At 67.3% G+C, this 22,154-nt stretch carries 22 protein-coding genes; 5 read left to right on the top strand and 17 right to left on the bottom strand.

Annotated elements, in window-relative coordinates:
* Nucleotides 1–85 precede the first annotated feature (85 nt).
* Nucleotides 86–349 (top strand): hypothetical protein, encoded by a 264-nt coding sequence (locus AC1Q6V_RS24880; protein ID WP_439672565.1) that lies wholly within the window; start codon nt 86–88, stop codon nt 347–349.
* 174 nt (nt 350–523) lie between these two features.
* Here the strand turns inward: AC1Q6V_RS24880 and AC1Q6V_RS24875 are convergent, their stop codons facing one another.
* The 5 genes from AC1Q6V_RS24875 to AC1Q6V_RS24855 all read right to left on the bottom strand — a co-directional run bounded on the left by AC1Q6V_RS24875 (nt 524) and on the right by AC1Q6V_RS24855 (nt 5,096).
* Nucleotides 524–1,399 (bottom strand): ABC transporter permease subunit, encoded by an 876-nt coding sequence (locus AC1Q6V_RS24875; RefSeq protein ID WP_010813419.1) that lies wholly within the window; start codon nt 1,397–1,399, stop codon nt 524–526.
* Nucleotides 1,400–1,409: 10 nt separating this feature from the next.
* Nucleotides 1,410–2,186, bottom strand: coding sequence for a taurine ABC transporter ATP-binding protein (locus tag AC1Q6V_RS24870; protein ID WP_010813418.1), 777 nt, complete (start codon nt 2,184–2,186; stop codon nt 1,410–1,412).
* Nucleotides 2,187–2,269: 83 nt separating this feature from the next.
* On the bottom strand, nt 2,270–3,268 hold the full coding sequence (gene tauA, locus AC1Q6V_RS24865; RefSeq protein WP_010813417.1) for a taurine ABC transporter substrate-binding protein: 999 nt from the start codon (nt 3,266–3,268) through the stop codon (nt 2,270–2,272).
* Nucleotides 3,269–3,539: 271 nt separating this feature from the next.
* Nucleotides 3,540–4,520: an ABC transporter substrate-binding protein gene (locus tag AC1Q6V_RS24860; RefSeq protein ID WP_010813416.1), complete on the bottom strand. Its 981-nt coding sequence runs from the start codon at nt 4,518–4,520 to the stop codon at nt 3,540–3,542.
* 156 nt (nt 4,521–4,676) lie between these two features.
* Nucleotides 4,677–5,096: a DUF1801 domain-containing protein gene (locus AC1Q6V_RS24855; protein WP_454749189.1), complete on the bottom strand. Its 420-nt coding sequence runs from the start codon at nt 5,094–5,096 to the stop codon at nt 4,677–4,679.
* Nucleotides 5,097–5,316: 220 nt separating this feature from the next.
* Here AC1Q6V_RS24855 and AC1Q6V_RS24850 point away from each other — a divergent pair, with 220 nt between their 5' ends.
* Nucleotides 5,317–5,787 carry a DUF1801 domain-containing protein gene (locus AC1Q6V_RS24850; RefSeq protein ID WP_010813414.1) on the top strand — a complete coding sequence of 157 codons (471 nt, stop codon included), beginning with the start codon at nt 5,317–5,319 and terminating at the stop codon, nt 5,785–5,787.
* Nucleotides 5,788–5,797: 10 nt separating this feature from the next.
* Here AC1Q6V_RS24850 and AC1Q6V_RS24845 read toward each other — a convergent pair whose 3' ends face one another.
* The 6 genes from AC1Q6V_RS24845 to AC1Q6V_RS24820 form a co-directional block, all read right to left on the bottom strand.
* The gene (locus tag AC1Q6V_RS24845) at nt 5,798–6,562 is read right to left on the bottom strand and encodes a fumarylacetoacetate hydrolase family protein (RefSeq protein ID WP_010813413.1); all 765 of its coding nucleotides are present in this window, start codon (nt 6,560–6,562) and stop codon (nt 5,798–5,800) included.
* Complete coding sequence (locus AC1Q6V_RS24840) at nt 6,559–7,989, bottom strand: amidase (RefSeq protein ID WP_454749190.1); 1,431 nt, start codon at nt 7,987–7,989, stop codon at nt 6,559–6,561. Before AC1Q6V_RS24840 ends, AC1Q6V_RS24845 begins: the two co-directional genes overlap by 4 nt.
* A gap of 24 nt (nt 7,990–8,013) precedes the next feature.
* The gene (locus tag AC1Q6V_RS24835; RefSeq protein WP_010813411.1) at nt 8,014–9,096 is read right to left on the bottom strand and encodes a TRAP transporter substrate-binding protein; all 1,083 of its coding nucleotides are present in this window, start codon (nt 9,094–9,096) and stop codon (nt 8,014–8,016) included.
* Between the two features lie 17 nt (nt 9,097–9,113).
* Complete coding sequence (locus tag AC1Q6V_RS24830) at nt 9,114–10,421, bottom strand: TRAP transporter large permease (RefSeq protein ID WP_011616863.1); 1,308 nt, start codon at nt 10,419–10,421, stop codon at nt 9,114–9,116.
* Nucleotides 10,418–11,077, bottom strand: a complete 660-nt coding sequence (locus tag AC1Q6V_RS24825; RefSeq protein ID WP_231881493.1) for a TRAP transporter small permease subunit — start codon at nt 11,075–11,077, stop codon at nt 10,418–10,420. The genes AC1Q6V_RS24830 and AC1Q6V_RS24825 overlap by 4 nt, the downstream gene beginning before the upstream one ends.
* A 102-nt stretch (nt 11,078–11,179) precedes the next feature.
* Nucleotides 11,180–12,127 (bottom strand): IclR family transcriptional regulator, encoded by a 948-nt coding sequence (locus AC1Q6V_RS24820; protein ID WP_081225766.1) that lies wholly within the window; start codon nt 12,125–12,127, stop codon nt 11,180–11,182.
* Nucleotides 12,128–12,508: 381 nt separating this feature from the next.
* On the opposite strand from AC1Q6V_RS24820, the gene AC1Q6V_RS24815 reads away from it, so the two are divergent.
* Nucleotides 12,509–13,198: a GntR family transcriptional regulator gene (locus AC1Q6V_RS24815; RefSeq protein WP_041688034.1), complete on the top strand. Its 690-nt coding sequence runs from the start codon at nt 12,509–12,511 to the stop codon at nt 13,196–13,198.
* 116 nt (nt 13,199–13,314) lie between these two features.
* Here the strand turns inward: AC1Q6V_RS24815 and AC1Q6V_RS24810 are convergent, their stop codons facing one another.
* The 5 genes from AC1Q6V_RS24810 to gtdA form a co-directional block, all read right to left on the bottom strand.
* The gene (locus tag AC1Q6V_RS24810) at nt 13,315–14,655 is read right to left on the bottom strand and encodes an MFS transporter (protein WP_454749191.1); all 1,341 of its coding nucleotides are present in this window, start codon (nt 14,653–14,655) and stop codon (nt 13,315–13,317) included.
* Nucleotides 14,656–14,764: 109 nt separating this feature from the next.
* On the bottom strand, nt 14,765–15,979 hold the full coding sequence (locus AC1Q6V_RS24805) for a 3-hydroxybenzoate 6-monooxygenase (protein ID WP_011616859.1): 1,215 nt from the start codon (nt 15,977–15,979) through the stop codon (nt 14,765–14,767).
* 27 nt (nt 15,980–16,006) lie between these two features.
* On the bottom strand, nt 16,007–16,648 hold the full coding sequence (gene maiA, locus AC1Q6V_RS24800; RefSeq protein ID WP_011616858.1) for a maleylacetoacetate isomerase: 642 nt from the start codon (nt 16,646–16,648) through the stop codon (nt 16,007–16,009).
* Between the two features lie 32 nt (nt 16,649–16,680).
* Nucleotides 16,681–17,379 (bottom strand): fumarylacetoacetate hydrolase family protein, encoded by a 699-nt coding sequence (locus tag AC1Q6V_RS24795; RefSeq protein WP_010813403.1) that lies wholly within the window; start codon nt 17,377–17,379, stop codon nt 16,681–16,683.
* Between the two features lie 95 nt (nt 17,380–17,474).
* The gene (gtdA, locus tag AC1Q6V_RS24790) at nt 17,475–18,521 is read right to left on the bottom strand and encodes a gentisate 1,2-dioxygenase (protein ID WP_010813402.1); all 1,047 of its coding nucleotides are present in this window, start codon (nt 18,519–18,521) and stop codon (nt 17,475–17,477) included.
* Between the two features lie 154 nt (nt 18,522–18,675).
* Between gtdA and AC1Q6V_RS24785 the strand changes: the two genes are divergently transcribed.
* Complete coding sequence (locus AC1Q6V_RS24785) at nt 18,676–19,614, top strand: LysR family transcriptional regulator (protein ID WP_011616857.1); 939 nt, start codon at nt 18,676–18,678, stop codon at nt 19,612–19,614.
* A 39-nt stretch (nt 19,615–19,653) separates the two neighbouring features.
* Here AC1Q6V_RS24785 and AC1Q6V_RS24780 read toward each other — a convergent pair whose 3' ends face one another.
* Entirely contained in the window at nt 19,654–21,009 is a 1,356-nt protein-coding gene (locus AC1Q6V_RS24780) for a serine hydrolase domain-containing protein (RefSeq protein ID WP_011616856.1), read from the bottom strand.
* A 201-nt stretch (nt 21,010–21,210) separates the two neighbouring features.
* On the opposite strand from AC1Q6V_RS24780, the gene AC1Q6V_RS24775 reads away from it, so the two are divergent.
* Nucleotides 21,211–22,122 (top strand): YihY/virulence factor BrkB family protein, encoded by a 912-nt coding sequence (locus AC1Q6V_RS24775; RefSeq protein WP_011616855.1) that lies wholly within the window; start codon nt 21,211–21,213, stop codon nt 22,120–22,122.
* Nucleotides 22,123–22,154: the final 32 nt, after the last annotated feature.

Below are 22,154 nucleotides of genomic sequence, written 5' to 3'. Positions count from 1 at the left end.
CAGGTGGCCACGCTGTAACAACGCTGCATGCGGGAGGCCCGCCGAGGCGGAACTCCCCTTCAACCGCCCCCCAAGGAGACTTACCATGCAATCGACCCTCATGATCAAGGATCTGCCGCTCGACCAGGAACTGGACGGCAAGACCATGTCCGCTGTGCGCGGCGGCAGCGCCTTCTCTGTTGTCGGCGGCAACGCCCAGAACGTCGTCGGCGGCGGTGGCTTTGCCAGCCCGACCATCGGCTTGCAGGTCGGGCCGACCGTGAACACCATCGACGCCAGCTCGCACCTCAGCCTGAAGATCCCCACCATGCAGAACTTCGGCAACGGCGTCCAGGTGGCCGCGCTGTAACGGGATCGAGATGCGTCGCCCCCGCTTCAACGGGTGGCGACGCACCTTGGAGTCCGCAGCGGAAGATACCGCCTGCGCTATCTTCCACTGCCTTCTCTGACCAAGTCTGAACGGGTCATCGTGGTCCTTGGGGAGGGTGCCCCGGGATGATGATCCCGGAGCTACGCCATCACCTCACATCCGTCCCTTCCAGGGCACCAGGACCTTCGCCAGCTTGCGCATCAGCAGGTCGAACACGTAGGCGATCAGCCCGATCAGCACGATGCCCATGATCACCACGTCGGTACGCAGGAAGTTGGAGGCATTGAGCACCATCTGGCCAAGGCCGGCGGTGGCGGCCACCATTTCAGCGGCAACCAGGGTGGTCCAGCCGAAGCCGATGGCGATGCGCATCCCGGTCAGGATATCGGGCAGCGCGGCGGGGATCACCACATGGCGGACCACCTGCCACGGCGTGGCGCCCATCGAGTACGCCGCGTTGATCTGCTCGATGGTGACCGAGCGCACGCCGGCCTGGGCCGACATTGCCAGCGGCGCGAAGCAGGCCAGGAAGATCAGCAGCACCTTCGAGGTCTCGTCGATGCCGAACCAGATCACGATCAGCGGCAGGTACGCCAGCGGCGGCAAGGGGCGGTAGAACTCGATCGGCGGATCGAACACGCCGCGTGCGATGCGCGACACCCCCATCATCACGCCGACCGGCACCGCCGTGACCACCGCCAGCCCGAAGGCACCGAACACGCGCATCATGCTGGCCGCGAAATGCTCGGTCAGCGGCTGGCCGCCTTGCAGGTTGCCCTGCCAGGCATCGATAAAGGCGGTGACGATGGACTCAGGCGTGGGCAGGAACAGCGGCGGCAGCCAGCGCAGGTGGCTGGCGAGCCACCACAGTGCGAGCAGCAGCACCACGGTGATGGTGGAGATGCGTGAGCTTGACCCCTCGCCGGGCAGGCGGTAGCCCGAGACGGTCTTCATTTGCTGGCTGGCCCCGGCCGCGGCGGCTTTGGTGACGCGCGGCGTGGGTTCGATGCGTTGGACGGAAGCGGGCATCTCGTGTTCCTCAAGCGGTGGCATGGATCAGATCAATGATCTCTTCGCGATAGCGGATGAACTCCGGGTCGGCCTTGACTGCACGGGCGTCCCCGCATTCGATGAAGCGCCGCGCGAACGGCAGTTCATAGGTGTGCGCGATGCGGCCAGGCGACGGCGTCATGACAATCAGCCGCGTGGCCAGGAACAGCGCCTCTTCCACGCTGTGCGTGATAAAGAAGACGATCTTCTGTTCCTTGGCCCAGAGCTTGAGAATCAGCGCCTGGATCGATTCGCGCGTCAGCGCGTCGAGCGCGCCCAGCGGCTCGTCCATCAGCATCACCGCCGGATCACAGGCGAGCGCGCGGGCAATCCCGACGCGCTGCTGCATGCCGCCCGAGAGCTGATAGACCGGCTTGCCGGCGACATCTTCCAGCCCGACCGCGGCCAGCTTCTCATGCGCGACCCGCATCCGTTCGGCACGCGACACCCCACGCAGGCGCAACCCCAGCGCGACGTTGTCCGCCACGCTGAGCCACGGCATCAGGGCGTGCTTCTGGAACACCACGCCGCGTTCGGCACCCGGCCCGCGCACCACCTTGCCGGACAGCCGGATCTCGCCTTCCGAGGGTTCCATGAAGCCTGCGATGCACGACAGCAAGGTGGTCTTGCCGCAGCCCGAGGCACCGAGCGCCACGACGAAATCGCCGCGCTCCATGGTGAGGTTGACTTGCGACAGGGCCAGCGTTTTGGCGCCGCCCGCGACGCCGTAGTTGACACTGAGATTATCGATTTCAAGCTTGTACATGATGGGTTTCCGCAACAGGACTTTCGGGGCCGCGCGGGACTGGCTTGAGCGCGGCGGCCATCTTCAGCGCGATGGGCGCGGCGTCAGCGCAACGCCCGCTTTGCCCATTCCGCATTGACGCCCGGGCCATAGTCCGGCAGGACGGTCTGGATGGTGCCCTGCTCCTTGAGGAACTGCGCCGCGGACTGCAGCGCGCGCGCCGCGCCGCCGCCCAGCCAGCGCTCCGACACCTGCTCCTGCAGCGTGGGGAAGGCGTACAGCGCCATGCTCGCGGGTACCGTCTCGGGCTTGGCGCCAGACACCTTGGCCACCGCCTTCACCATGGGCGAATCGGGGGTCCAGGACGCCTTGTTCTTGCGGTAGTTTTCATCGGCGGCGGCCAGCACGCGCACCAGCTTGACCATGAACTCCGGGTTCTCACGGGCAAACTTCTTGTTGGCGATCATGCCGTCGAAGGTGGCCTTGCCGGTGTCGGCGGCGATCTGGCCGGAGGTCATCAGCACGGTGCCGGACTGCTTGAGCTTGGCCAGCACCGGGTCCCAGATAAAGGTGGCGTCGATGTCGCCACGCTCCCAGGCGGCGGCTACTTCGGGCGGGCGCATGTTGACGATGCGGACGTCCTTCGGATTGATCCTGGCGCGCTCCAGCGCGACCAGCGTGTGGTAGTGCGTGGTCGACACGAAGGGCACGCCGACGCGCTTGCCCTTCAGGTCGGCGACGCTGGCAATCTTGCTGCCATTGCGCGCGACCATCGCCTCGGCCGCGTTGATATCGTCCAGGATCCAGAACAGTTCGACATCCAGCCCTTGCGACAGCGCCGACGCAATCGGCGAGGTGCCGGCCTCGCCAATGGCGATCTGGCCCGAAGCCATGGCGCGGATCACGTCCCCGCCGCCGCCGAACTGCCGGAACGAGACCGTGTAGCCGGTCTGCTTTTCCAGCTCCTTCATGTCCTGCGCGTAGCGCCAGGGCACCACCATGTCCTGGTAAGCAATTACTACATTCTTGCTCTGGGCGTGTGCGGCTGGCGCCAGCGCGGCCACCAGGGCGAAATACGTCGCTATCTGCTTGATCCACCGCATCGTTTTGCTCCTCGGAACGGGAAATATGTTTGGGGGTCACGGCTTTATAGGTGAGGGCCATTCCGGGCCTATAGGACCAGTTGCCCGGATTCGCTGGGACCAGAACGGTCCGCGCCGGCGCAGGCCGCGCCAGGCCGTGAAATGGGCTGGCGCGGGTCGGCGTCAATCATGGAAATCCTTAGCGGCCTCCGGCGAGGCCATGGTCGTGCCGGAGGCGCTTGCCGAGGCCGTCGATGGACTCAGTGCACGGCCCTGGCGCCGCCCGCGGCAGTCAGGCGGTAAGGGAGAACCCGGAGTCGAAGGTCTGCCGCACATCGAGCCGCTGCTTGAGCAACCCAGCTTTCTGGTAGAAATCCGCCGTGCGCTGCTGCTCGGCGATCAGTTCGGCATCGATCTGCCGCCATTGCGTGTGCCGCCGCTCGAACTGCAGCCGTGCCGCCTGCGGCGGGATCCCGATGATGCGGGCGAGGGCCGCCGAGAACTCCGGCACGTGCTGGTAGGACCATTGCTGCGCACGCACCACCCGGCGCAGGAAGTCTTGCAGCACCGCGCGCTTGGCCGCCAGCGCGGCATCGGTGGCTGCCAGGTAGCTGAGGCCGGACCACAGCCCGCGTCCGCTGACCAGCACGCGCGCGTGGCCGCTGGTTTCCGCCATCGCGGTATAGGGTTCCCACGTCGCCCACGCGTCCACCGAGCCGCTGCTCAATGCGAGCTTGGCATCCGCCGGCGGCAGGAAGCGGAGGTTGGCGTCCTCCGGCTTCAGCCCCGCGGATTCCAGCGCCTTGAGCGTCACCAGGTGGCCGATCGAGCCACGGTTGGTGCCAATGCTCTTGCCTTTCAGGTCGGCCGCCTGCCGCAGCGGCGAGTCGGGCCGCACCAGGATTGCCGTGCCGTAGGGATCAGAGCGGTTGGCGCCGATCAGCTTGATCCGCGTGCCGGCCGCCAGCGCGAAGATCGCCGGGGCATCGCCGATCGGGCCGCTGTCGACCGCGCCCGCGTTCAGCGCCTCGGCAAGCGGTGCCGCGGCAGGGAACTCGGTCCATTGAATGTCGTAGTTCAGGCCGTCGAGCGCGTTGGCGGATTCGAGCAGCGCGCGCAGGCCGCCCTTCTGGTCGCCGGCTTTCAGGACCGGGCGCCCCTGCGCTTGTGCATTGCCGGTGGCGAACGTGGTGAAGGAAAGGATGGGGCCGGAGGCGAGCGCGGCCGTGGCGGCGGCGCCCTGGCGCAGGAACTGTCGTCGGGAAGCGGTCATGGCATTCGCGGGGAGATTGAAACCCACGAACCTACGCGCGCAGCACGCGAAAACCAACGAAGAAAACCGGCATTCCATATGCGTGGAGCATGCCGGACGGGACGTTCTTTGCGATGCTCAGGCGCGCGCCCGCACGCCAGGATGCTTCGTGTCCCTTTACTCTTTGCTCTCTTGTGCTTTCGCCCGGGTAGCCGCGGACGGTGCCTTCCTCTTCGACTTGCCCTGATTGAACGCAATCGCGGCACGGATGAGATTCTTCATGGCACGCGCATCAATCTTGTCGCCCTCGAAGAGATCGATCGCACGCCACTTGTTGCCGCCGAGGCCGGCGTTGAAGAGCTTGTCGGGATCCGGCAGGCTCGCCCCGTTGGAGAAGGTGATCTTCACCTTCTCCTTGTGCGCGTTGGCGACCGCGATCATGCCGTCGCGTGACCACACCGGGCTCCCCATCCATTTCCATTCCTCGATGATCTCGCCGTCGGCCTCGAGGATGGTCTTGCGGAGCTTCGCCAGCGTCTTGCCACGCCAGTCAGTGAGTCCTGCGATCAGCTCGTCGATACGTTCCGATGGATTCATGGATGCCTATTCCTCGAATTTTTCCCGCGCATGAGGCAGCTCGCGTCCGGCCATGACAGAGAGCGTTCCGGTCGATCCCTCGTTCGTTGCCCGATCCGCTTCAGCAGGTTAGCATAGCCCGATTGTCGTGCTTCAAGCACTGTCGTCAGCGGCTATGTCTGCCCTGGGCGACTTGGCCTGTCTGTCAGGTGGTCAGCGTGTATTCGATGGAGTGAAGGCAATGGCGAACCAACCATCCAGGAAGCCGGCGCACGCCGCAACGAAGACTCCGGCCAGGCGGGCCGCTGCCAGCCCGCCCCTGCTCGCAGGCGGCAACCCCCAGATCGCGAAGGCCGACGGAGATGCCCCCGTGCAGGCCTACATCGCCGCCATGCCGGGCTGGAAACAGGACGCCGGGCGCCGTCTCGACGCGCTCATCGAGCGCAACGTTCCCAACGTCCGCAAGGCAGTGAAGTGGAACTCGCCGTTCTATGGCATCGAGGGCCAGGGCTGGTTCCTCAGCTTCCATTGCATGACGAAGTACATCAAGGTGGCCTTCTTCCGTGGCATGTCGCTGCGCCCTGTTCCCCCTGTCGAATCCAAGGACAAGAACACGCGCTACTTCCACATCCACGAAGACGCCGAGCTTGACGAGGCGCTGGTGGCAAGCTGGGTCCGGCAGGCATCGGAGCTGCCTGGCTGGGTTCCGTAAGCCCCCGCCCTCAGAACCACGCCGCAAGCGTCCCCAGCCCTTCGATCCCGGCGCTGACGCGGGTTCCGGCAGAGGCAAAGAGCAGCCCGGTGCAGGTGCCGGTGGTCACCACTTGCCCGGCTTTCAGCCCCGCCCCGCGCGCGGCGCAGTGGTTGGCCAGCCAGACCAGCAGCGCGCCGACATCAGGGCTCTGGTGCCCGCCGACGGTATGCGCCACGGTGCGCCGGCCGAAGCGCAGCGTGGCCTCCAGCGCGCCCAGGTGCAGCCACTCGCGCGCGAACGGCGTGGGGCGCCCCGTCACCAGTGCGCCATGGCTGAGCAGGTCGGCCAGCTGCGCATCGCTGCCGGCCCCGAGCCAGTCCTCCAGGCGGCTTTCCACGACTTCAATGGCAGGCACCACCAGCGCAAGCGCGGCCTCGATATCCCGGCGCTCATAAGGCCGGCCGCGCGGCGGCAGGCTGGCGCCGAGCACAAAGGCAACCTCCACCTCGATGCCGCGCAGGCGCCAGGCCGGCCCCCGCAGGCCCACGCCATCCGGCAGCAGGCCGGCCGCCGGCAGCGGCGCACAGGCGGGTTCCTGGCCCGGCCCCCTCGCACCAACCTTCCAGCCGCCAATCGGGCCGATCATGGCAAGCGTGGCATCCTGCACGGCGTAGCTGCCGCCATGCGCAAGCGGGTGCAACAGTGCCGGATCGACGCGCTCGCCGCGCGTACGCGCGACGCAGAGCATCTGCGCGAGCGCCGCCGGCGTACCTGGCGCAACCAGGGTCTTCATCGGCCCTGCCCGTCGAGCGGGAATCCCGGCGCCCTCGGGAAGGCCTGCTCGAACTGGCGCGCGATTGCCAGCAGCAACGCATCCTCGGCCGGCGCCGCCACCAGCTGGAGGCCAACCGGCAAGCCCTCTGCCTCGCCGCATGGCAACGAGATCGCGGGCAGGCCGGCAGCATTGGCGAATGCGGTGAACACCGCATGGCCACGCGGCCCGGCCTCGCGGCCTTCGATCACAGGCGGGTGCGACTGTGCGGCCGGCCATGGCAATGCCGCTGCGGCGGGCGTCAGCAGCAGGTCGTAGCGTGCGAACAGCAAGGAAAGCTCGCTGCGCAGACGCTCCACGGCCATCAGCAGATCAAACAGCTGCACGGCACGCAGGCCTGCGCCAGCCGATGCATTGGCCTGCGTGGCAGCACCGAACGTGCCCGCATCGAGCGGCGGGCAGAACGGCAGTTGCGCGCCGCCCTGCTCCACCAGCCAGGCCAGGCCGGCCTGCGACAACAGCGACCATTTGGCATTGGTCGCTTCAGCCAGATCGAACGCCTGCGCGGTATCCACCGTGTGGCCAAGTTCACGCAGCGCTTGCGCTGCCTGCCCGGTCAAGGCAGCGATGCGCGCATCCACCGGATGATCGCCGAACCGGGGCACGTGCAAGACCCGGCATGGCCGCGGCGGCATCTGCAGCGGCACGCCGGCAAAGCGCCGGGAATCGGGATCGCGCGGGTCGGGCTGGCCCAGCGCCTCGGCCATGGCCATCGCATCGGCCACGCAGCGGGCCAGCGGGCCGACCACTTCATGGCGCATGAAGATCTCTGGCAGCCCATCGCCGCGCGGCAGCCGGCCGGGCGACGGCTTGAAGCCCACCAGCCCGGTATGCGAGGCCGGGCGCCGGATCGAGCCGCCGCCGTCGGTGCCCAGCGCCAGCGGGCAGCAGCCCGATGCCACCGCCGCCACCGCGCCGCCGGAAGACCCGCCCGGCGTCAGGGCCGGCTGCCAGGGATTGCCGGTTGTGCCGAAGACGAGGTTGTCGGTATAGCCCTGCATGGCGAACTCCGGCACATTGGTCTTGCCGAAGATCAGCGCCCCGGCCGCGCGCAGGCGCGCCACCGGTAGTTCGTCGCGGTTCGGGACAAAGCCCGCCAGCGCGCGGCTGCCCCAATGCGTGGGCAGGCCGCGCACGTGCAGGTTGTCCTTGACGGTGACCGGCACGCCATCGAGCGCACCCAGCGGCTCGCCACGGCGCCAGCGCGCGGTGCTCTCCTGTGCCGCCGCCATGGCGCCTTCAGTATCGAATGCGATCACGGCGTTCAGCGCCGGATTGCAGTGCGCCGTGCGCGCCAGGCAGGACGCCAGCGCCTGTTGCGGCGTGAAGCGGCCGGTGGCGTAGCCGTCGGTGAGCGCATGTGCCGGCAGTTTCCAAAGATCATCCATCGTCGTCTCCGCCGTCCTCAGTGATCACTTGAGCCCGACCAGCGGCCCGATGGTCTGCTTCCAGATGGCCGAGCATTGCGGGTAAGACTTGTCGCAGACCTCGGTCCAGGTCGGCAGCGAGACCGTGGTCAGCGCGTCGCGCACCAGCTGCAGGTCGGCCGGACGCACGGGCACCTCCTTCATGGCGAACTTCTTGCCGGTCTTGCACGGCTCTTTGCCGACGTTGCAGCGCGAGGCATCCTCGAACAACTCGCGCGAGTAGGACCAGGTATCGCGCTCGAAACGCTGGAAGGCCTCGGCCAGGCGCGTTTGCTGGTCGGGCGGCAGCGCGTTCCAGCGGCTGAGCTTGATGGCGTACGCATTCAGCGCGATCTGGAAGCCAACTGGCATGAAGTATGAGGTGACCTCGGGCCATCCCGCCGTGTTCGCCGAGCTCGGGCCGGTGATCGCGCAATCGGTGACGCCGCGCTCGAGCGCCTGCTGGGTCTCGCCGAAGGGGATCGTCACCGGAATGCCGCCGAGCTTCTCGATGAACTTGGCCAGGGACTGGTCATAGACGCGCACCTTCTTGCCCTTCAGGTCGGCCAGTCCGCCAATCGGCGACTTGCAGAACACCACCTGCGGCCCGAACGGCCAGATCCCGAGCAGCTTGGCGCCGTAGCGTTCCTGCAGGCGCTTGTCGAAGGCATTGCGGTAGGCATCCACGGCCTTGCTGGCCGAGCCGTAGTCGGTGCTCAGGCCAACGATGTCCGGCCCGAGGAAGAATGGCTCGTCGCGCGAGACCTGGGCCAGGCGCAGGCTGACGATGTCGAACAGCCCGGAGCGAAGCACGCGCAGGCCGTCTGAATCCTTGATGCCGAGCACATCCATCGGCTTGTAGTCGGCATCGATCGGCAGGCCGGTGTTCCTGGCGAAGTTCTCGAAAAAGGGCTGCTCCTTGTTCTGCTGGATCAGGCCGGTCGCGACGAGGTTGCCGGCTACCCGCAGCTTCGTTTGCTGGGCTGGTTGAGCAGGCTGTGCCTGGGCAGTGCCCGGCAGCAGCACGGCGGCAACGCAGGCGACATGGGCGGCCGCGATCAGCGCGCCGGCGATTCGTTTGGCGTTCATGGGAGCTTCCTTGGAGGTCAATGCCCGAACATCAGGTTGGGCAGATAGGTGGCAATCGCCGGGAAATGGATCAGCACGGCGGTCATTACCACCATGGCGGCAAAGAACGGCAGCGTGCCCTGGAAGACTTCATTGATCGATCCTTCGCCGCGCACGCCCTGGATCACGTAGAGCGTCATGCCGATCGGCGGGCTGATCAGCGAGATCTCGCACATCAGCACCATGAACACGCCGAAGAACACGGGATCGATGCCGGCCGCCTGCACGATCGGGAAGACCACCGGGACCGTGCCGACCAGCATCGGCATGGTCTCCAGCGCGATGCCCAGCACCAGGTAGAGGGCTGCCAGCAGCCACAGCAACACTGCCGGCGACACGTCCACCTGCTTCATCAGGCCGGCCAGCGCCTGCGGCACCCCCAGCATGGAGAGCACGAAGTTCAGGTAGAGCGCGGCCACCAGGATCAGCGCGGTCATCGCGGTCAGGCGCAGCGTGGAGCGGAAGCAGTCGTGCAGCATGGCGACGCTGAGCTTGCCGTAGGCGGCCGCCACCGGCAGGCACACCAGCACGCCGAGCGCGGCGCTCTCGGTGACCGTGGCCCAGCCGGTGTAGATGCTGCCCATCACCACCGTGAACACCAGCAGCGGTCCCGCCAGGTGCCGCGAGTTGCTCAGCCTGGCGAGCAGCGGCACACGGGCCTCGCGCGGGCCGCCCGCGGCGGGCTTCCACAGGCAGATCAGCAGGATCGTGGCCAGGAACAGCACGGTCATGATGGCCCCGGGGAGCACGCCCGCCACATACAGCCGCGCCGCCGAAGTATTGGTCATCGAGCCGTAGATGATGAAGGCCACGCCGGGCGGGATCAGGTTGCCCAGGCTGGCGCCGGCCGCGATCGAGCCCAGCACCATGCGCTGGTCATAGCCGCGATTGCGGAAGGAAGGCAGCGCGACCGTGGAAATCGTCGCCGCGGTGGCCACCGATGACCCTGACACCGCCGAGAACAAGGCCGAGGCACCGATATTGGTATGTAGCAGGCCGCCCGGCAGGCGGTTCAGCCAGTCGCCGAGCGACTGGTACATCTTGTCCGTCGCGCCGCCGCGCATCAGGATCTCGCCCAGCAGGATATAGAGCGGGATCGACAGCAGCAGGTAGTCCTCGCCGGCTGCCCACAACTGTTCGCCCAATGCGTCGATCGCTGGCATGCCGAAATAGGCCAGCGCCCCGGCCACGCCCACCACCAGCATGCTGGTGGCCACATGGAAGCCAAGGAACATCAGCCCCAGCATCAGGCACAGCCCGAGCAGGATTTCAATGGGACCGATCATGCTGCCGCTCCTTCGCTCTTGCCTTCAGCGCTGCCCTGGCCTGCGCCATTGCCCTCAGCGGGCGCGGCGGCGACGCGGATGTCCGCCTCCGCCTCGATCTCCTCGGCCAGGGTCTGCGGCCCGAACTGGCTGTTCAGGCGGGCCCAGTCGCGCCGCACCAGCAGCTGCAGGGCGTGCCAGGCGGCGCAGGCCGCCACCAGTGCGAACAGGGCATAGCCGGCCAGCCACAGGGTCTGGGGCATCCACAGGGGCGTGGCAAGCGGCGTGGACGCGGTGCTGTGCAGGTCGATGGTGTCCACCAGCACATGGCCGGCGCGCCAGAGACAGAGTCCGGCCACCGCAGCCAGGCTCAGCATCGCCAGCAGGTTGAGCACGGCCCGCACCTTGACCGGAAAGCGCGTCAGCAGGAAGTCCACCCGGGTATGGCCGCGCCCGACCAGGGTGTAGGCAAAGCCGCACGCGCCAAGGATGGCGTAGGTATAGCCGCCGATTTCATCGATACCCTGCAAGCTGAAGCCACCCAGCTTGCGCCCGAGCATTTCGACGCAGGTCGCCACCGACAGCACGATCAGCCACCATCCGCACAGGATGGCTATACGGTCAATGCCGGCGGCAAGCCGTCGGCTCCAGGGGGTATCGGCAAGCAGGGTCTTCATGGTGCGGGGGCCGGTCGTGACATTGCTTCCATTGAAGCGCATGGCCAGACCCGCGCGGCGGCTTTCCCGCACGCCGGAACTTCTTGAATAAACCCTTAGGAATCAACAGCTTTCCGGCGCGCCCGCGTGGAAAGGCAAGGACGCTGCGGGCACTGGCATCGGGCAGGGCACGCGGGTGCAGCGCCCGCCGTAGGCTGCGCTGATCTCTGTGGCAGCCCAACGCACCCAGGCGCCAAGCTCATCGAAACGGGCACGCACGATGCGCTGGCTGGAACCGGCCAGCGAGACCGCGGCGAAGGGCCGGCCGTGCTCGTCACAAATCGCGGCGGCAATGCAGCACAGGCCGACCGCATTCTGCTCGTCGTCCACCGCATAGCCGCGCCGGCGCACTTCGGCCAGGGTCTCATGCAGGCGCGAGGGGCGTGCAATGGTGTTGTTGGTCAGGCGCGGCAGGCCAAAGGTGCGCAGGTATTGCAGCACGTCGGGCTCGCTCTTGGCGGCCAGCACCGCCTGGCCCATGGCCGTGCCATGCAGCGGCGCACGCTGGCCCGGCCTGGCCAGCGCGCGGCTGCCGTGGGGGCCCTCTGCCTGGCAGGCGAAAACAATCTGCCCGTCGCTGGCCACGCCCAGGTTGACGGTCTCCCCGGACAACGCGCTCAACCGTTGCATCACCGGCAGGGCAAGTTCGCTGATACGGCGCCGGCGGGCGAAAGCGGCACCCACCGAGAAGCAACGCACGCCCACGTACCACAGGCTGCGCTCGCGATCGAACTGGACAAACTGGCGCTGCTCCAGAGTGGTCAGCAGGCGATGGACAGTCGACGTAGACAGGCCGCTGCGTGCCGCCAGATCCACCAGCCGGTAGCCCTCGTCGTCATCGGACAACAGCTCGATCAACTGGAGCGCGCGCGTCAGGGACTGCACCGTGCTGTCGCCGTCCCGGCATTCCCGCCCTTCCCGTGACGGAGGGTCGGCGCTGGCGGCAGGCGCCACCGCCCGTGTTGCGGCTTCCTTCCTGGCCTCCCTTGTCCTGGTCGTGGTGCCTGCCATGTGAGTCCCCTTGCTTGCGTTGCCGCACGCGGACGCAAGTTCCGGGCCACTGCCCGGTCACGGGCCTGGCCCACGCCGGACATGGGCATGCGGTCAGCCCGCACCGCCGCCGTGCCACATGCACTCGCTCCGCCCCGCCCTTCGCCCGACTTTAGTGCACAAAATTGTGTACAACCATGATGGAAGCCATTAAGAATATCTCGCCCAACGGCCGAAACACGAAGAGGGAAATCCCTTGTTTTCTTGTGCTGGCTCTTGTGGGCGGCCCGTTTTAACCTGTATACAATATTTCCAGCCGTTGCCTGGCATCCGGATTGCCTTCACCAGCATCCCGGATGCGGGCAAAAAGGCGCCACTTCTCCACCTATCGAGCAGATAACGTTGACGACCCAGCAAAGCATGGCCGCAAAAGCAGAGGCGCCTTCCATTGCGGAACGCATCAGCCAGGCCATCATGGAGCACCGCGTTGCGCCTGGCATGAAGCTGGCCGAGGAACGGCTCGCACTGGCTTTTCGCGTCAGCCGCACGAAGATACGGCAGGCCTTGACGGTCCTGGCCAAGGAAGGACTGGTGCAGCTGCATCCGAACCGCGGTGCCTATGTCACCAGTCCGTCGGTACAGGAAGCACAAGACTTGTTCGCGGCGCGCCGCGTGGTCGAACGTGACATTGTCTGCAATGTGGTCGCGCGCGCTGGCAAGGCCGGGCTACGCCGCCTGCGCCAACACCTGGCCAAGGAGGCCCGCGCCCGCGCGGATAACGATCATCGCACCCTGATCAAGCTCACGGGCGAATTCCACATGCTGCTGGCAGAGCTGGGCGGCAACAGTTTTTTCATCAAGCTGATGGGGGAGCTTTGCCCGCTCACCTGCCTGATCATCGCGCTCTACAACGCACCGAACGCACCGGCTTGCCCGGATGACGAGCACTCCGGCATCGTCGATGCGATCGAGGCTGGCGATGCCGCTACCGCCTGCGCGCGGATGCTTGCGCACCTGGATCACGTGGAACGCGAACTGAACCTCGGGCCGCGCGACAAGGGGGATGTCGACTGGGAGGCGGTGTTCGGCTGATGGCGCAGGCAGCCGGCCGCGCATCACACGGTGTTGCAGAAGACCTCGGTCAGCGTGTTCCCGACGACCGACCATGCGCCTCCCCCTCAGTCAATGGCTCCCGCGGCCGCCCGCCTTCAGACTGCCAGGCGCTCCACCGCCCTCTGACGCCTGACCATCCCCAACGAGAACATCGACAACCCTGCGACCAGTGCCGGCACGCCGATCAGTGCAAACAACGCCGGCATCCCCAACCCCATCGACAGCATCGTCGCCCCGCCGACCGACCCCACCACCGACCCCATCCGGCCAACGCCGTTGGCCCAGCTCACGCCTGTGGCACGGCAGTCGGTCGGATAGAAGCTGGCTGACAGCGCATTCGCACCCACCTGCGACCCTGAGACGCAGAAGCCCGCAAGGAACACCGCCATGCCCGCAGCCACCGGCTCGGAAGCAACGCTGCCCACCGCCGCGATGCCAAGCGCCGCCAGTGAGTAGCTGGACGCCAGCACATAGTGCGGATTGATCCGGTCCATCAGCCAACCCAGCGCAATCGCCCCCACCGTCCCGCCGACCTGGAACATGGTTGTCACCAGCGCGGCCGTGCGCAGCGAATGGCCCGCGGTGCGCAGCAGCGTCGGCAGCCAGCTGGACAGCAGGTAGATCACCAGCAGGCTCATGAAGAACGTCAGCCAGAACAGCAGCGTGCCCCGCAGCAGCTCGGGCCGGAACAGGTGCCGCACGGGCGAGCTGGTGCTGCGCTGTTCGCCGACCACGAAGGTGGCGTCGCGCAGGTCGGCTTGCGGCGCGATCTTCTGCAGCGTGGCGACGATGCGTTCGCGCTGCTTGCCGGCCAGCACGAGGTAGCGCACCGATTCCGGCAGCAGCCACAGCAGCAGCGCCGCCAGCACCAGCGGCATGACCCCGCCGGCCACCAGCACCGAGCGCCAGCCAAAGGCATCGATCAGCCCGGCGGAAGCCAGGCCGCCGAAAGCCGAGCCCAGCGTGAAGCCGCAAAACATGGTCGTGACCAGGAACGAGCGCCGCTTTTCCGGACAGAACTCCGAGGTCAGCGTGATGGCGTTGGGCATGGCTCCGCCCAGGCCCAGGCCGGTCAGGAAGCGCAGCAGCACCAGCATCCACAGGTCCTGCGACCAGGCCGAGGCCAGGCTGGCGGCACCGAAGAACAGCACCGACAGCACCAGCACGCCCTTGCGGCCGAAGCGGTCGGCCAGCGGGCCGAAGACGAAGGCGCCGACCATCAGGCCGCCGAGTCCGGCGCCGAACAGCGGCGCCAGCTGGGCCGGCGTCAGCTGCCATTCCGCGCGGATGGCTGGTGCGATGAAGCCGATCGCCGCGGTATCGAAGCCATCGACCGCAACGATCAGGAAGCACAGCACGACGATGCTCACCTGGAACGCCGACAGCGGCTGGCGGTCGATGAACGCGGTGACGTTCAGGGGTTGGCTGGCAGGCATGGTGGTCTCCTCCTTGATGCCAGGATTAGGGGCGAGTCACGTCCGGCTGCCTTATGCTCGGCCGCCAGATCGTTTCGGATTGACTGCGAAGAAAAGTTGCGCCAGCGGCTTACAGCCACGGCGTGGGGCTCAGGCACTGGTCGGCACGCCAGCCATGCAGCCACTGCAGCGCGTCGTAGAACTGCGCCTGCGTGCGGCCAGTCCACAGGCTGTTGCGCACCAGGCGGTCCACACCCTTGGCGTGGTAGACGCGGCCCATGTCGCGCGCGGCGTACAGCACGCGCGCGGTACGCGGGATGCGGGCCTGCTCGTACAGCTTGAATGCTGCCTCGTAGTCGCCGCCGGCGGCCTGCACCGCGGCGCCCAGCGTGACTGCGTCTTCCAGCGCCTGGCAGGCGCCCTGGGCCACGTATTGGGTCATCGGGTGTGCGGCATCGCCCAGGATGGTGGCGCGGCCGAAGCTCCAGCGCTCGACCGGGTCGCGGTCGGCGGTGGCCCAGCGCTTCCAGGAAGTGGGCCGGTCCAGCATCTGGTGTGGCAGCGGATGGATGCCTTCGAAGTACGACAGCACTTCCGCCTTGCTGCCGTCGCGCACGCCCCAGGTTTCCTGCTCGCGGCTGTGGAAGGTCACCACCAGGTTGTACTGCTGGCCGCCGCGCAGCGGGTAGTGGACCAGGTGGCAGTGCGGGCCGGCCCACACCACCGGTGCATTGACCTGCAGGTCCTGCGGCATGTCGGCGACGTCGACCACGGCGCGGTAGACCACATGGCCGGTGACGCGGGGCTCATCGCCGATCAATGCCTGGCGGATGGCGGACTTGACGCCGTCGCAGCCGATCACCGCGTCGCCATGGTGATGCTCGCCGTGCTGGTCGATCACGGTCACACCCTTGTCGTCCTGCAGTAACCGCTCCACGCGCGTGCTCGTGCGAAAAGTGATCAGCGGATGGTCCTGCACCGCCTCCAGGATCGACACGTGGATATCAGCGCGATGGATCACCGCATAGGGGTTGCCGAAGCGTTCACGATACGCCTGCCCAACGTCAACCTCGGCGATCACGCTGGTATCGATCGCATCGCGCAGGCTGAGGTAGTCGGTAAAGACAGCCCGGCTGCGCGCAGCTTCGCCTACGCCCAGCGCATCCAGTGCGGCAAAGGCGTTGGCGGCCAGCTGGATGCCCGCGCCGATCTCGCCGATCTGCTCGGCCTGTTCCAGCAGTTCGATGCGGATGCCCTGGCGTGCGAGCGCCAGCGCAGCGGCGAGGCCGCCGATGCCGCCGCCGATGATGAGGACCTTGCCGGTCGCGTTGTTGGTACTGCTCATGCTTGTCTCCTGGCCTGCGTGGTGGCGTCAGGCGGTGTAGTCGGGCTGGTGCGCTGGCGCGGCCTGGGCAAAGGCGGGATGGACGCTGGCGTGTGCGTAGACCGCCATCGCGCGCTGGTACCGGCTCAGGTCGCAGCCCATGCGCAGGGCGTTGGCAACTTGCGGCACCAGCGTGACGTCAGCGAGCGTCGGCGCATCGCCGAAGCACCACCTGCCATGCCCGTGCTGCGCCAGCAGGCGCTCCACGCCGGCCATGCCTTCATCGATCCAGTGGCGGTACCAGGCATCCTTCTGCTCGGGCGTGACCTTCAGCACGTCCTGCAGGTAGCGCAGCACGCGCAGGTTGTTGACCGGGTGGATGTCGCAGCCGATCAGCGTGGCCAGTTCCAGCACCCGCGCGCGCTGCACCGGGTCTTGCGGCAGCAGGCGCGGCACCGGCTGGAGCGCGTCCAGGTAGTCGATGATCGCGAACGACTGTCCGAGCGCAAAACTGCCATCCACCAGCGCGGGCACGGTCGCGGACGGGTTGATGCTTCCGACATATTCCGGCTCGCGGTGCTGGCCGGTGCGGATATTGACCGGCAGGTAGTCGTACGGCAGGCCCTTGAGGGCCAGCGCGATGCGCACCCGGTAGGACGTGGAGCTGTTGAAGAAACTATAGAGCTGCATGATCGGTAATGCCTGTGCTGCGATTCAGAGGTTCAGACCACGCGCACGGCCAGTTCGCCGAGGCCGTCCACGCCCGTGACCATGGTCTCGCCGGCCTTGACCGCGCCCACGCCTTCCGGTGTGCCGGTAAAGATCACATCGCCCGGTTCCAGGCGGAAGAACTGCGACAGGTAGGCCACCGTCTCGGCTACCGACCAGATCAGGTGCGACACGTCGCTGCGCTGCTTCGTGTCACCGTTGACGGTCAGCCAGATGCCGGCCTGCTGCGGATGCCCGATCTCGCTGGCGCGGTGGATCGGGGCGACCGGCGCCGAGGCATCGAAGGCCTTGCCGATTTCCCAGGGGCGGCCCATTTCGCGCATCTTCATCTGCAGGTCGCGGCGGGTCATGTCGAGGCCGACGGCATAGCCCCAGACGTGTTCGAGTGCCTGTTCGACCGGGATATCCGAACCAGCCTTGCCGATCACGGCCACCAGCTCGGCCTCGTAGTGGTAGTTCTGCGTCTGCGCCGGATACGGCAGGTCCAGCGTGGTACCTGCCTGCACCGGGACGATCGCGTCCGCCGGCTTGCAGAAGAAGAACGGCGGCTCGCGGTCGGGATCGAAGCCCATCTCGCGCGCATGGGCGGCGTAGTTGCGGCCCACGCAATAGACGCGGCGCACGGCGAACTGGTCGTCGCTGCCGGCAACGGGGATGGAAACGGTGGCGGGGGGCGTGAAGACGTAGGACATGGTTCGAGGTTTCCGGAAGTCGTCAGGTAAGCGGGAGCCTCAGGCGGTGCGCGCAGGCACCGCCTGAGGCAGGTCGGATCAGGGTCGCGAGACGCTCAGGTGCGCGCTTCGCGCAGCAGGTTCATCGCGGACAGCACGGGCCGGTCGGAATAGCTGAACAGCACCGCGTCTTCCAGCGCGCCCAGCTGCACCGGCGCCCACGACGGGGCCACGAAGGTGTCGCGCGGCTCGAACTGGAACTGGTCGTCGCCGATGCGCACCGTGCCGCGCCCTTCCACCACGCTGTAGACGGTGGCGTCGGTGCTGCGGTAGGTCTTGCCCTGGAAGCCCGCCGGCAGGTACTGCATGAAGGTGGCGATGGTCGGCATCGGCCAGCCGCCGGTGGCCGGGTTGATATAGCGCAGCTTGACGCCGTCCCAGGCATCGAGCTCGCCGTTGCGGTAGAGCTGGTCCAGCGCCTCGCGCGAGCGCTCGTACGGGTAGCTGAAGACCGGCGAAGTGGGATCGGTCACGCGGTGCCGCACCGGCACCATGTTATGGCCGAAGCGGGCAAAGCTGTCGCCCTCGACGCGGGTCACGGGCTGCTGGGCTTGCGGGTAGTTCTCGGCAAACCCGGCATCGAACTGCTGCACCAGCGGAATATCCAGCCCGTCCAGCCACACCACCGGCTCGCCGCCGTCCTCGACGGCGGGGTTGCCATGGTCATGCCAGGTCCACGACGGCGTGATGATGAAGTCGCCGGGATGCATGGTGGTGCGCTCGCCGTTGACCGCGGTCCAGGCGCCCTTGCCTTCCACGATAAAGCGCAGCGCGGACTGGGTATGGCGGTGGCTGGGCGCAATTTCGCCCGGCAGGATCAGCTGCAGGCCGGCGTACAGCGTGGAGGTGATGCTCGACTTGCCGGGAATGCCCGGGTTCTCCAGCACCAGCACGCGGCGCACCGCTTCCTCGGCGCTGATGACGCCGCCGGCCTGCATCACCAGCGGGCGGATCTGGGCGTACTTCCAGATGGCGGGAACGATCTGCGGCCGCGGTTGCGGCGGCACCAGCGCGTGCAGCGACTCCCACAGCGGGGTCATGTGGCTGCGGCCGATTTCTTCGTAATAGGCCACGCGGGCCGGGTCTGGGGTGTGTTCGGACATGCTGTCTCCGTGACTTTTGCAGGTGCTTTGGGGAGCGCTCTTTGCGGGTGCCTGTGTCGATGCGCACCGTCTTGTTGTCGTTATACGCCCGGCCCTATAAGATTTGAAATGAACTTTTCATCTTATCGATACGTTTTTTTATATAGGTAGCTTCATGGACTGGACCCAGAGATTGCGGCTGCGCAACCTGCAGATGCTGCTGAGCCTGGCCGAGACCGGCAATATGAGCCAGTCGGCGGCCATGCTGAACACGACCCAGCCGGGACTTTCCAAATGGCTGAAGGACCTTGAGGACGATATCGGGCTGCCCCTGTTCGAGCGCCAGGCGCGCGGGCTGCGGCCCACGCCCTACGGCGAGTCGCTGATCGAGCACGCCCGCCGGATCGAGGCCCAGCTGGATACCGCGCGCGACGACCTGCAGGCCATGCGCGACGGCGGCAGCGGGATCGTGGTGGTGGGTACGTCGGGCGCGTCGTCGGCGGATACCGTGCCGCTGGCAGCGCTGCAATTGCTGCAGCAGATGCCCCGCGCCAGCGTGCGGCTGGTGGAAACGACCATGGACCGGCTCATGAGCCAGCTGGCGCACAGCGAGCTGGATATCGTGGTGGGCCGCTCGGCGCCCGAGCTGCAGGACGCGCACATGCGCACCGAATCGCTCTACATGGAGCCGATCCACTTCGTCGCCCGGCCACGCCACCCGCTGCTTCAAGGCGGGCGCATCGGCTGGGACGACCTGTATCGCCACCGCTGGGTGGTGTGGCCGCGCGGCACGCCCATCCGCAACGCGCTGGAAGGCGCGCTGGCCAGCGCCGAGCGTGCCCTGCCGGCCGATTGCGTGGAGAGCAATTCCACTGTGCTGAATCTCACGCTACTCAACAACAGCGACATGATCGGCCTGGCCTCGCACCGCACCGCGCGCAGGCTGGAAGAGCTGGGCGCGCTGCGCATCGTGCCGCTGCGGCTGGCGGGGTTCGGCTCGGTGTCGATGTACTGGCGTGACGACGCGCAGTCGCGCGCGGCGGTCATGGCCATGCTGGATTGCCTGCGGCGGGCGGCGGGGGCACCGCAGGTGCCGGCGGAAACGCCGGCCTAGTCCAGATCGGGAGACTCTGCCGGCCTCTGCCGGCGTGGCTCAGCGGCTGACCGCGCGCTGGATCGCGAGCGCAGCGGCCACCATGGCCTCGGCGGATTCCAGCGCCCGGGCCGGATCGTCGCGCTTGCGCACCGCGGCTGCGCTGGTCGCACGCGCGGCGCCGTCCGGGCTGGCGGAGAACTTCACCACCGTCAGCCCCCTGGCCGGATTGATATAGATCTTCTGTCCGAAGCGCCCGCTGGCCTCGATGCTGCCGTCGCCGTCGTTGCGCTGGAACCAGTAGTTGCGGTAGCCATAGCCGTCGCGGCCCGGCATGGTGTTGCCGCGCGCAAATCGGGCCTGGTTGCCGGCCGGCTGCAGCGCAATGCGCACCGCCGCCGGCGAGATCCCGCCCGAGGCGTCGCCCGCGGCCGCCCGGCGCACGGCCTCGGCAAAGCGGGCGGCGTCGCGCAGCGTGGAATTCATGCCACCGCTGGCCATTTCCGTGCCCTGGCGGTCCACCTGGGTGTAGGCATCATCGTCGGCAAAGCGGGCCCACAGCCGCTCGGTCACCAGTTGCGCCCAGCTCTTGCCGGTGATGCGTCGCAGCGCCCATGCTACCGCTTCCGGCGAGCCGTTCTGGTAGTACCAGACGCCGCCATCGTCGCGCCCGCCGGTGGCGTGGACGACCTTGAGGAAGTCATAGATGGTGTCCGGCGCCTCCGCCTTGCGCGGCACGATCCCCACCGCCCCGAACAGCGCCAGGTCCGGCGGCAGCCCCTCCGGGTAGCCCACCGGCACCTCCATATCCAGGTTCTGCTGTACCGTGGCCTCGCCGAACGGATTGCCGGCCAGTTCCGGCACATACTGCGCCAGCCGGGCCTGCGGATCGAGCTTGCCCTCCTCGACCAGCATGGCGGCCAGCAGCCCGGTGACGGACTTGGTCATCGAGGCCCAGATATGCGGCTGGTAAGGACCAAAGCCCGCGAGGTAGCGCTCATAGACGACCTTGCCCTGGTGCAGCACGATAAAGCCGTCGGTATGGGTGTCGCGCAGGTAGTCGGCCAGTCGGACCGTCTTGCCGGCCACGGCAAAGGTGGTGCCGTCCAGTTCCGTGCCGGGCTGGCCGGCCAGGGCCAGCGGCTGGCTGGCATGCCGGATGCCCGCCGTCGGCGACATCTCGCGCGCATGCCGGAACGCCCAGCGCATATACGGCGGACGCAGCCCGCTGCCGCGGCTGACCTGCTTGTCGGGCGGCGGCGGAAAGCCCTGCATGACCTCGTCCTCGGCAACGGCCAAAGGCTGGCCGGTGCCCTGCGCCAGCGCAACGCTCATCGGCGCCACCAGCAGCGCCACGGCCAGCCACACCCGACTGCGTCCGAATCCCGTCCTGCGCGACACTGTTTGCGCTTGCATGCTGTCTCCATTCCTGTCCAGGCGGTTGCACGCACGGTGCGCCGCCTTGTATGCATGAGGTGCAAGCCCGCATGGTGCAGGCCGCGGGCGCCATCTTGGAGGAAGCGGATTCCGACCACAATGATGCATTCGGAATAGAGCCATAACCCGGTGGAATGTCAGGCATCGAAGCCGCATAATGGCGAAACCCCTTCCTCTCCGATGTCTGCCATGCAGCTTCCCGACGCCCGCGTCCGTGACCTGCTCCGCCATCCGGGGCGCTTTGCCTGGCACACGCTCAGGCAGTTCCGCGCCAACCAGGGGCTGCTGCTGGCCGGCGCGGTGGCCTACTACGCGCTGCTGTCGATCGTGCCGCTGCTGATCCTGATGATCATTGCCCTGTCGCACGTGATCGAACCAGACCTGCTGTTGTCCACGCTCGCGCGCTACCTGGAGTGGGTGGTGCCGGGGCAGTCCAGGGCGCTGATCACCGAGCTTGCCGCCTTCCTGCGCAACCGTGGCACGATCGGCTGGGTGCTGCTGGTCACCATGCTGTTCTTCAGTTCGCTCGCCTTCACCGTGCTGGAGAATGCCATGTCGGTCATCTTCGAGCACCGCGTGGCGATCCGGCGCCGGCATTTCCTGGTCTCGGCGCTGCTGCCCTACTGCTATATCGCGGTACTTAGCGTGGGCCTGCTGCTGGTCACGGTGGTGTCAGGCGGCCTGCTCGCCATCGGCGAACGGCATGTGGAAGTGCTGGGCCGCGACTGGTCGCTGGACCGGCTCTCGACCGGCCTGCTCTACCTGCTCGGCTTCATTGGCGAGGTGCTGATGCTGACCTCGATCTACATGGTGATGCCGGTTGGCAGGCTGTCGCTGCGGCATGCGCTCAGCGGCGCGTTGGTTGCGGCCGTGCTGTGGGAAATCTCCCGCCATGTGCTGGCGTGGTACTTCACCACGCTGTCGCAAGTGAGCCGGGTCTATGGTTCGCTGACCACGGCGATCGTGGTGCTGCTGAGCCTGGAGATCGCGGCGACCTTGCTGCTGTTTGGGGCGCAGGTGATTGCGGAGTTCGAGCGTGGCGGCTGGGAAGGAAGGCCGGCGCATGCGGAACCGGAAGAATTCCACACCTGAGCGGCGCCGCAGCGACGCCGTTCGCGCGCCCG

It is taken from the genome of Cupriavidus sp. GW823-FHT07B10, from assembly GCF_058794355.1.
Note: the sequence above shows the minus strand (reverse complement) of the source record. Positions and strands in the feature narration are given on the sequence as shown.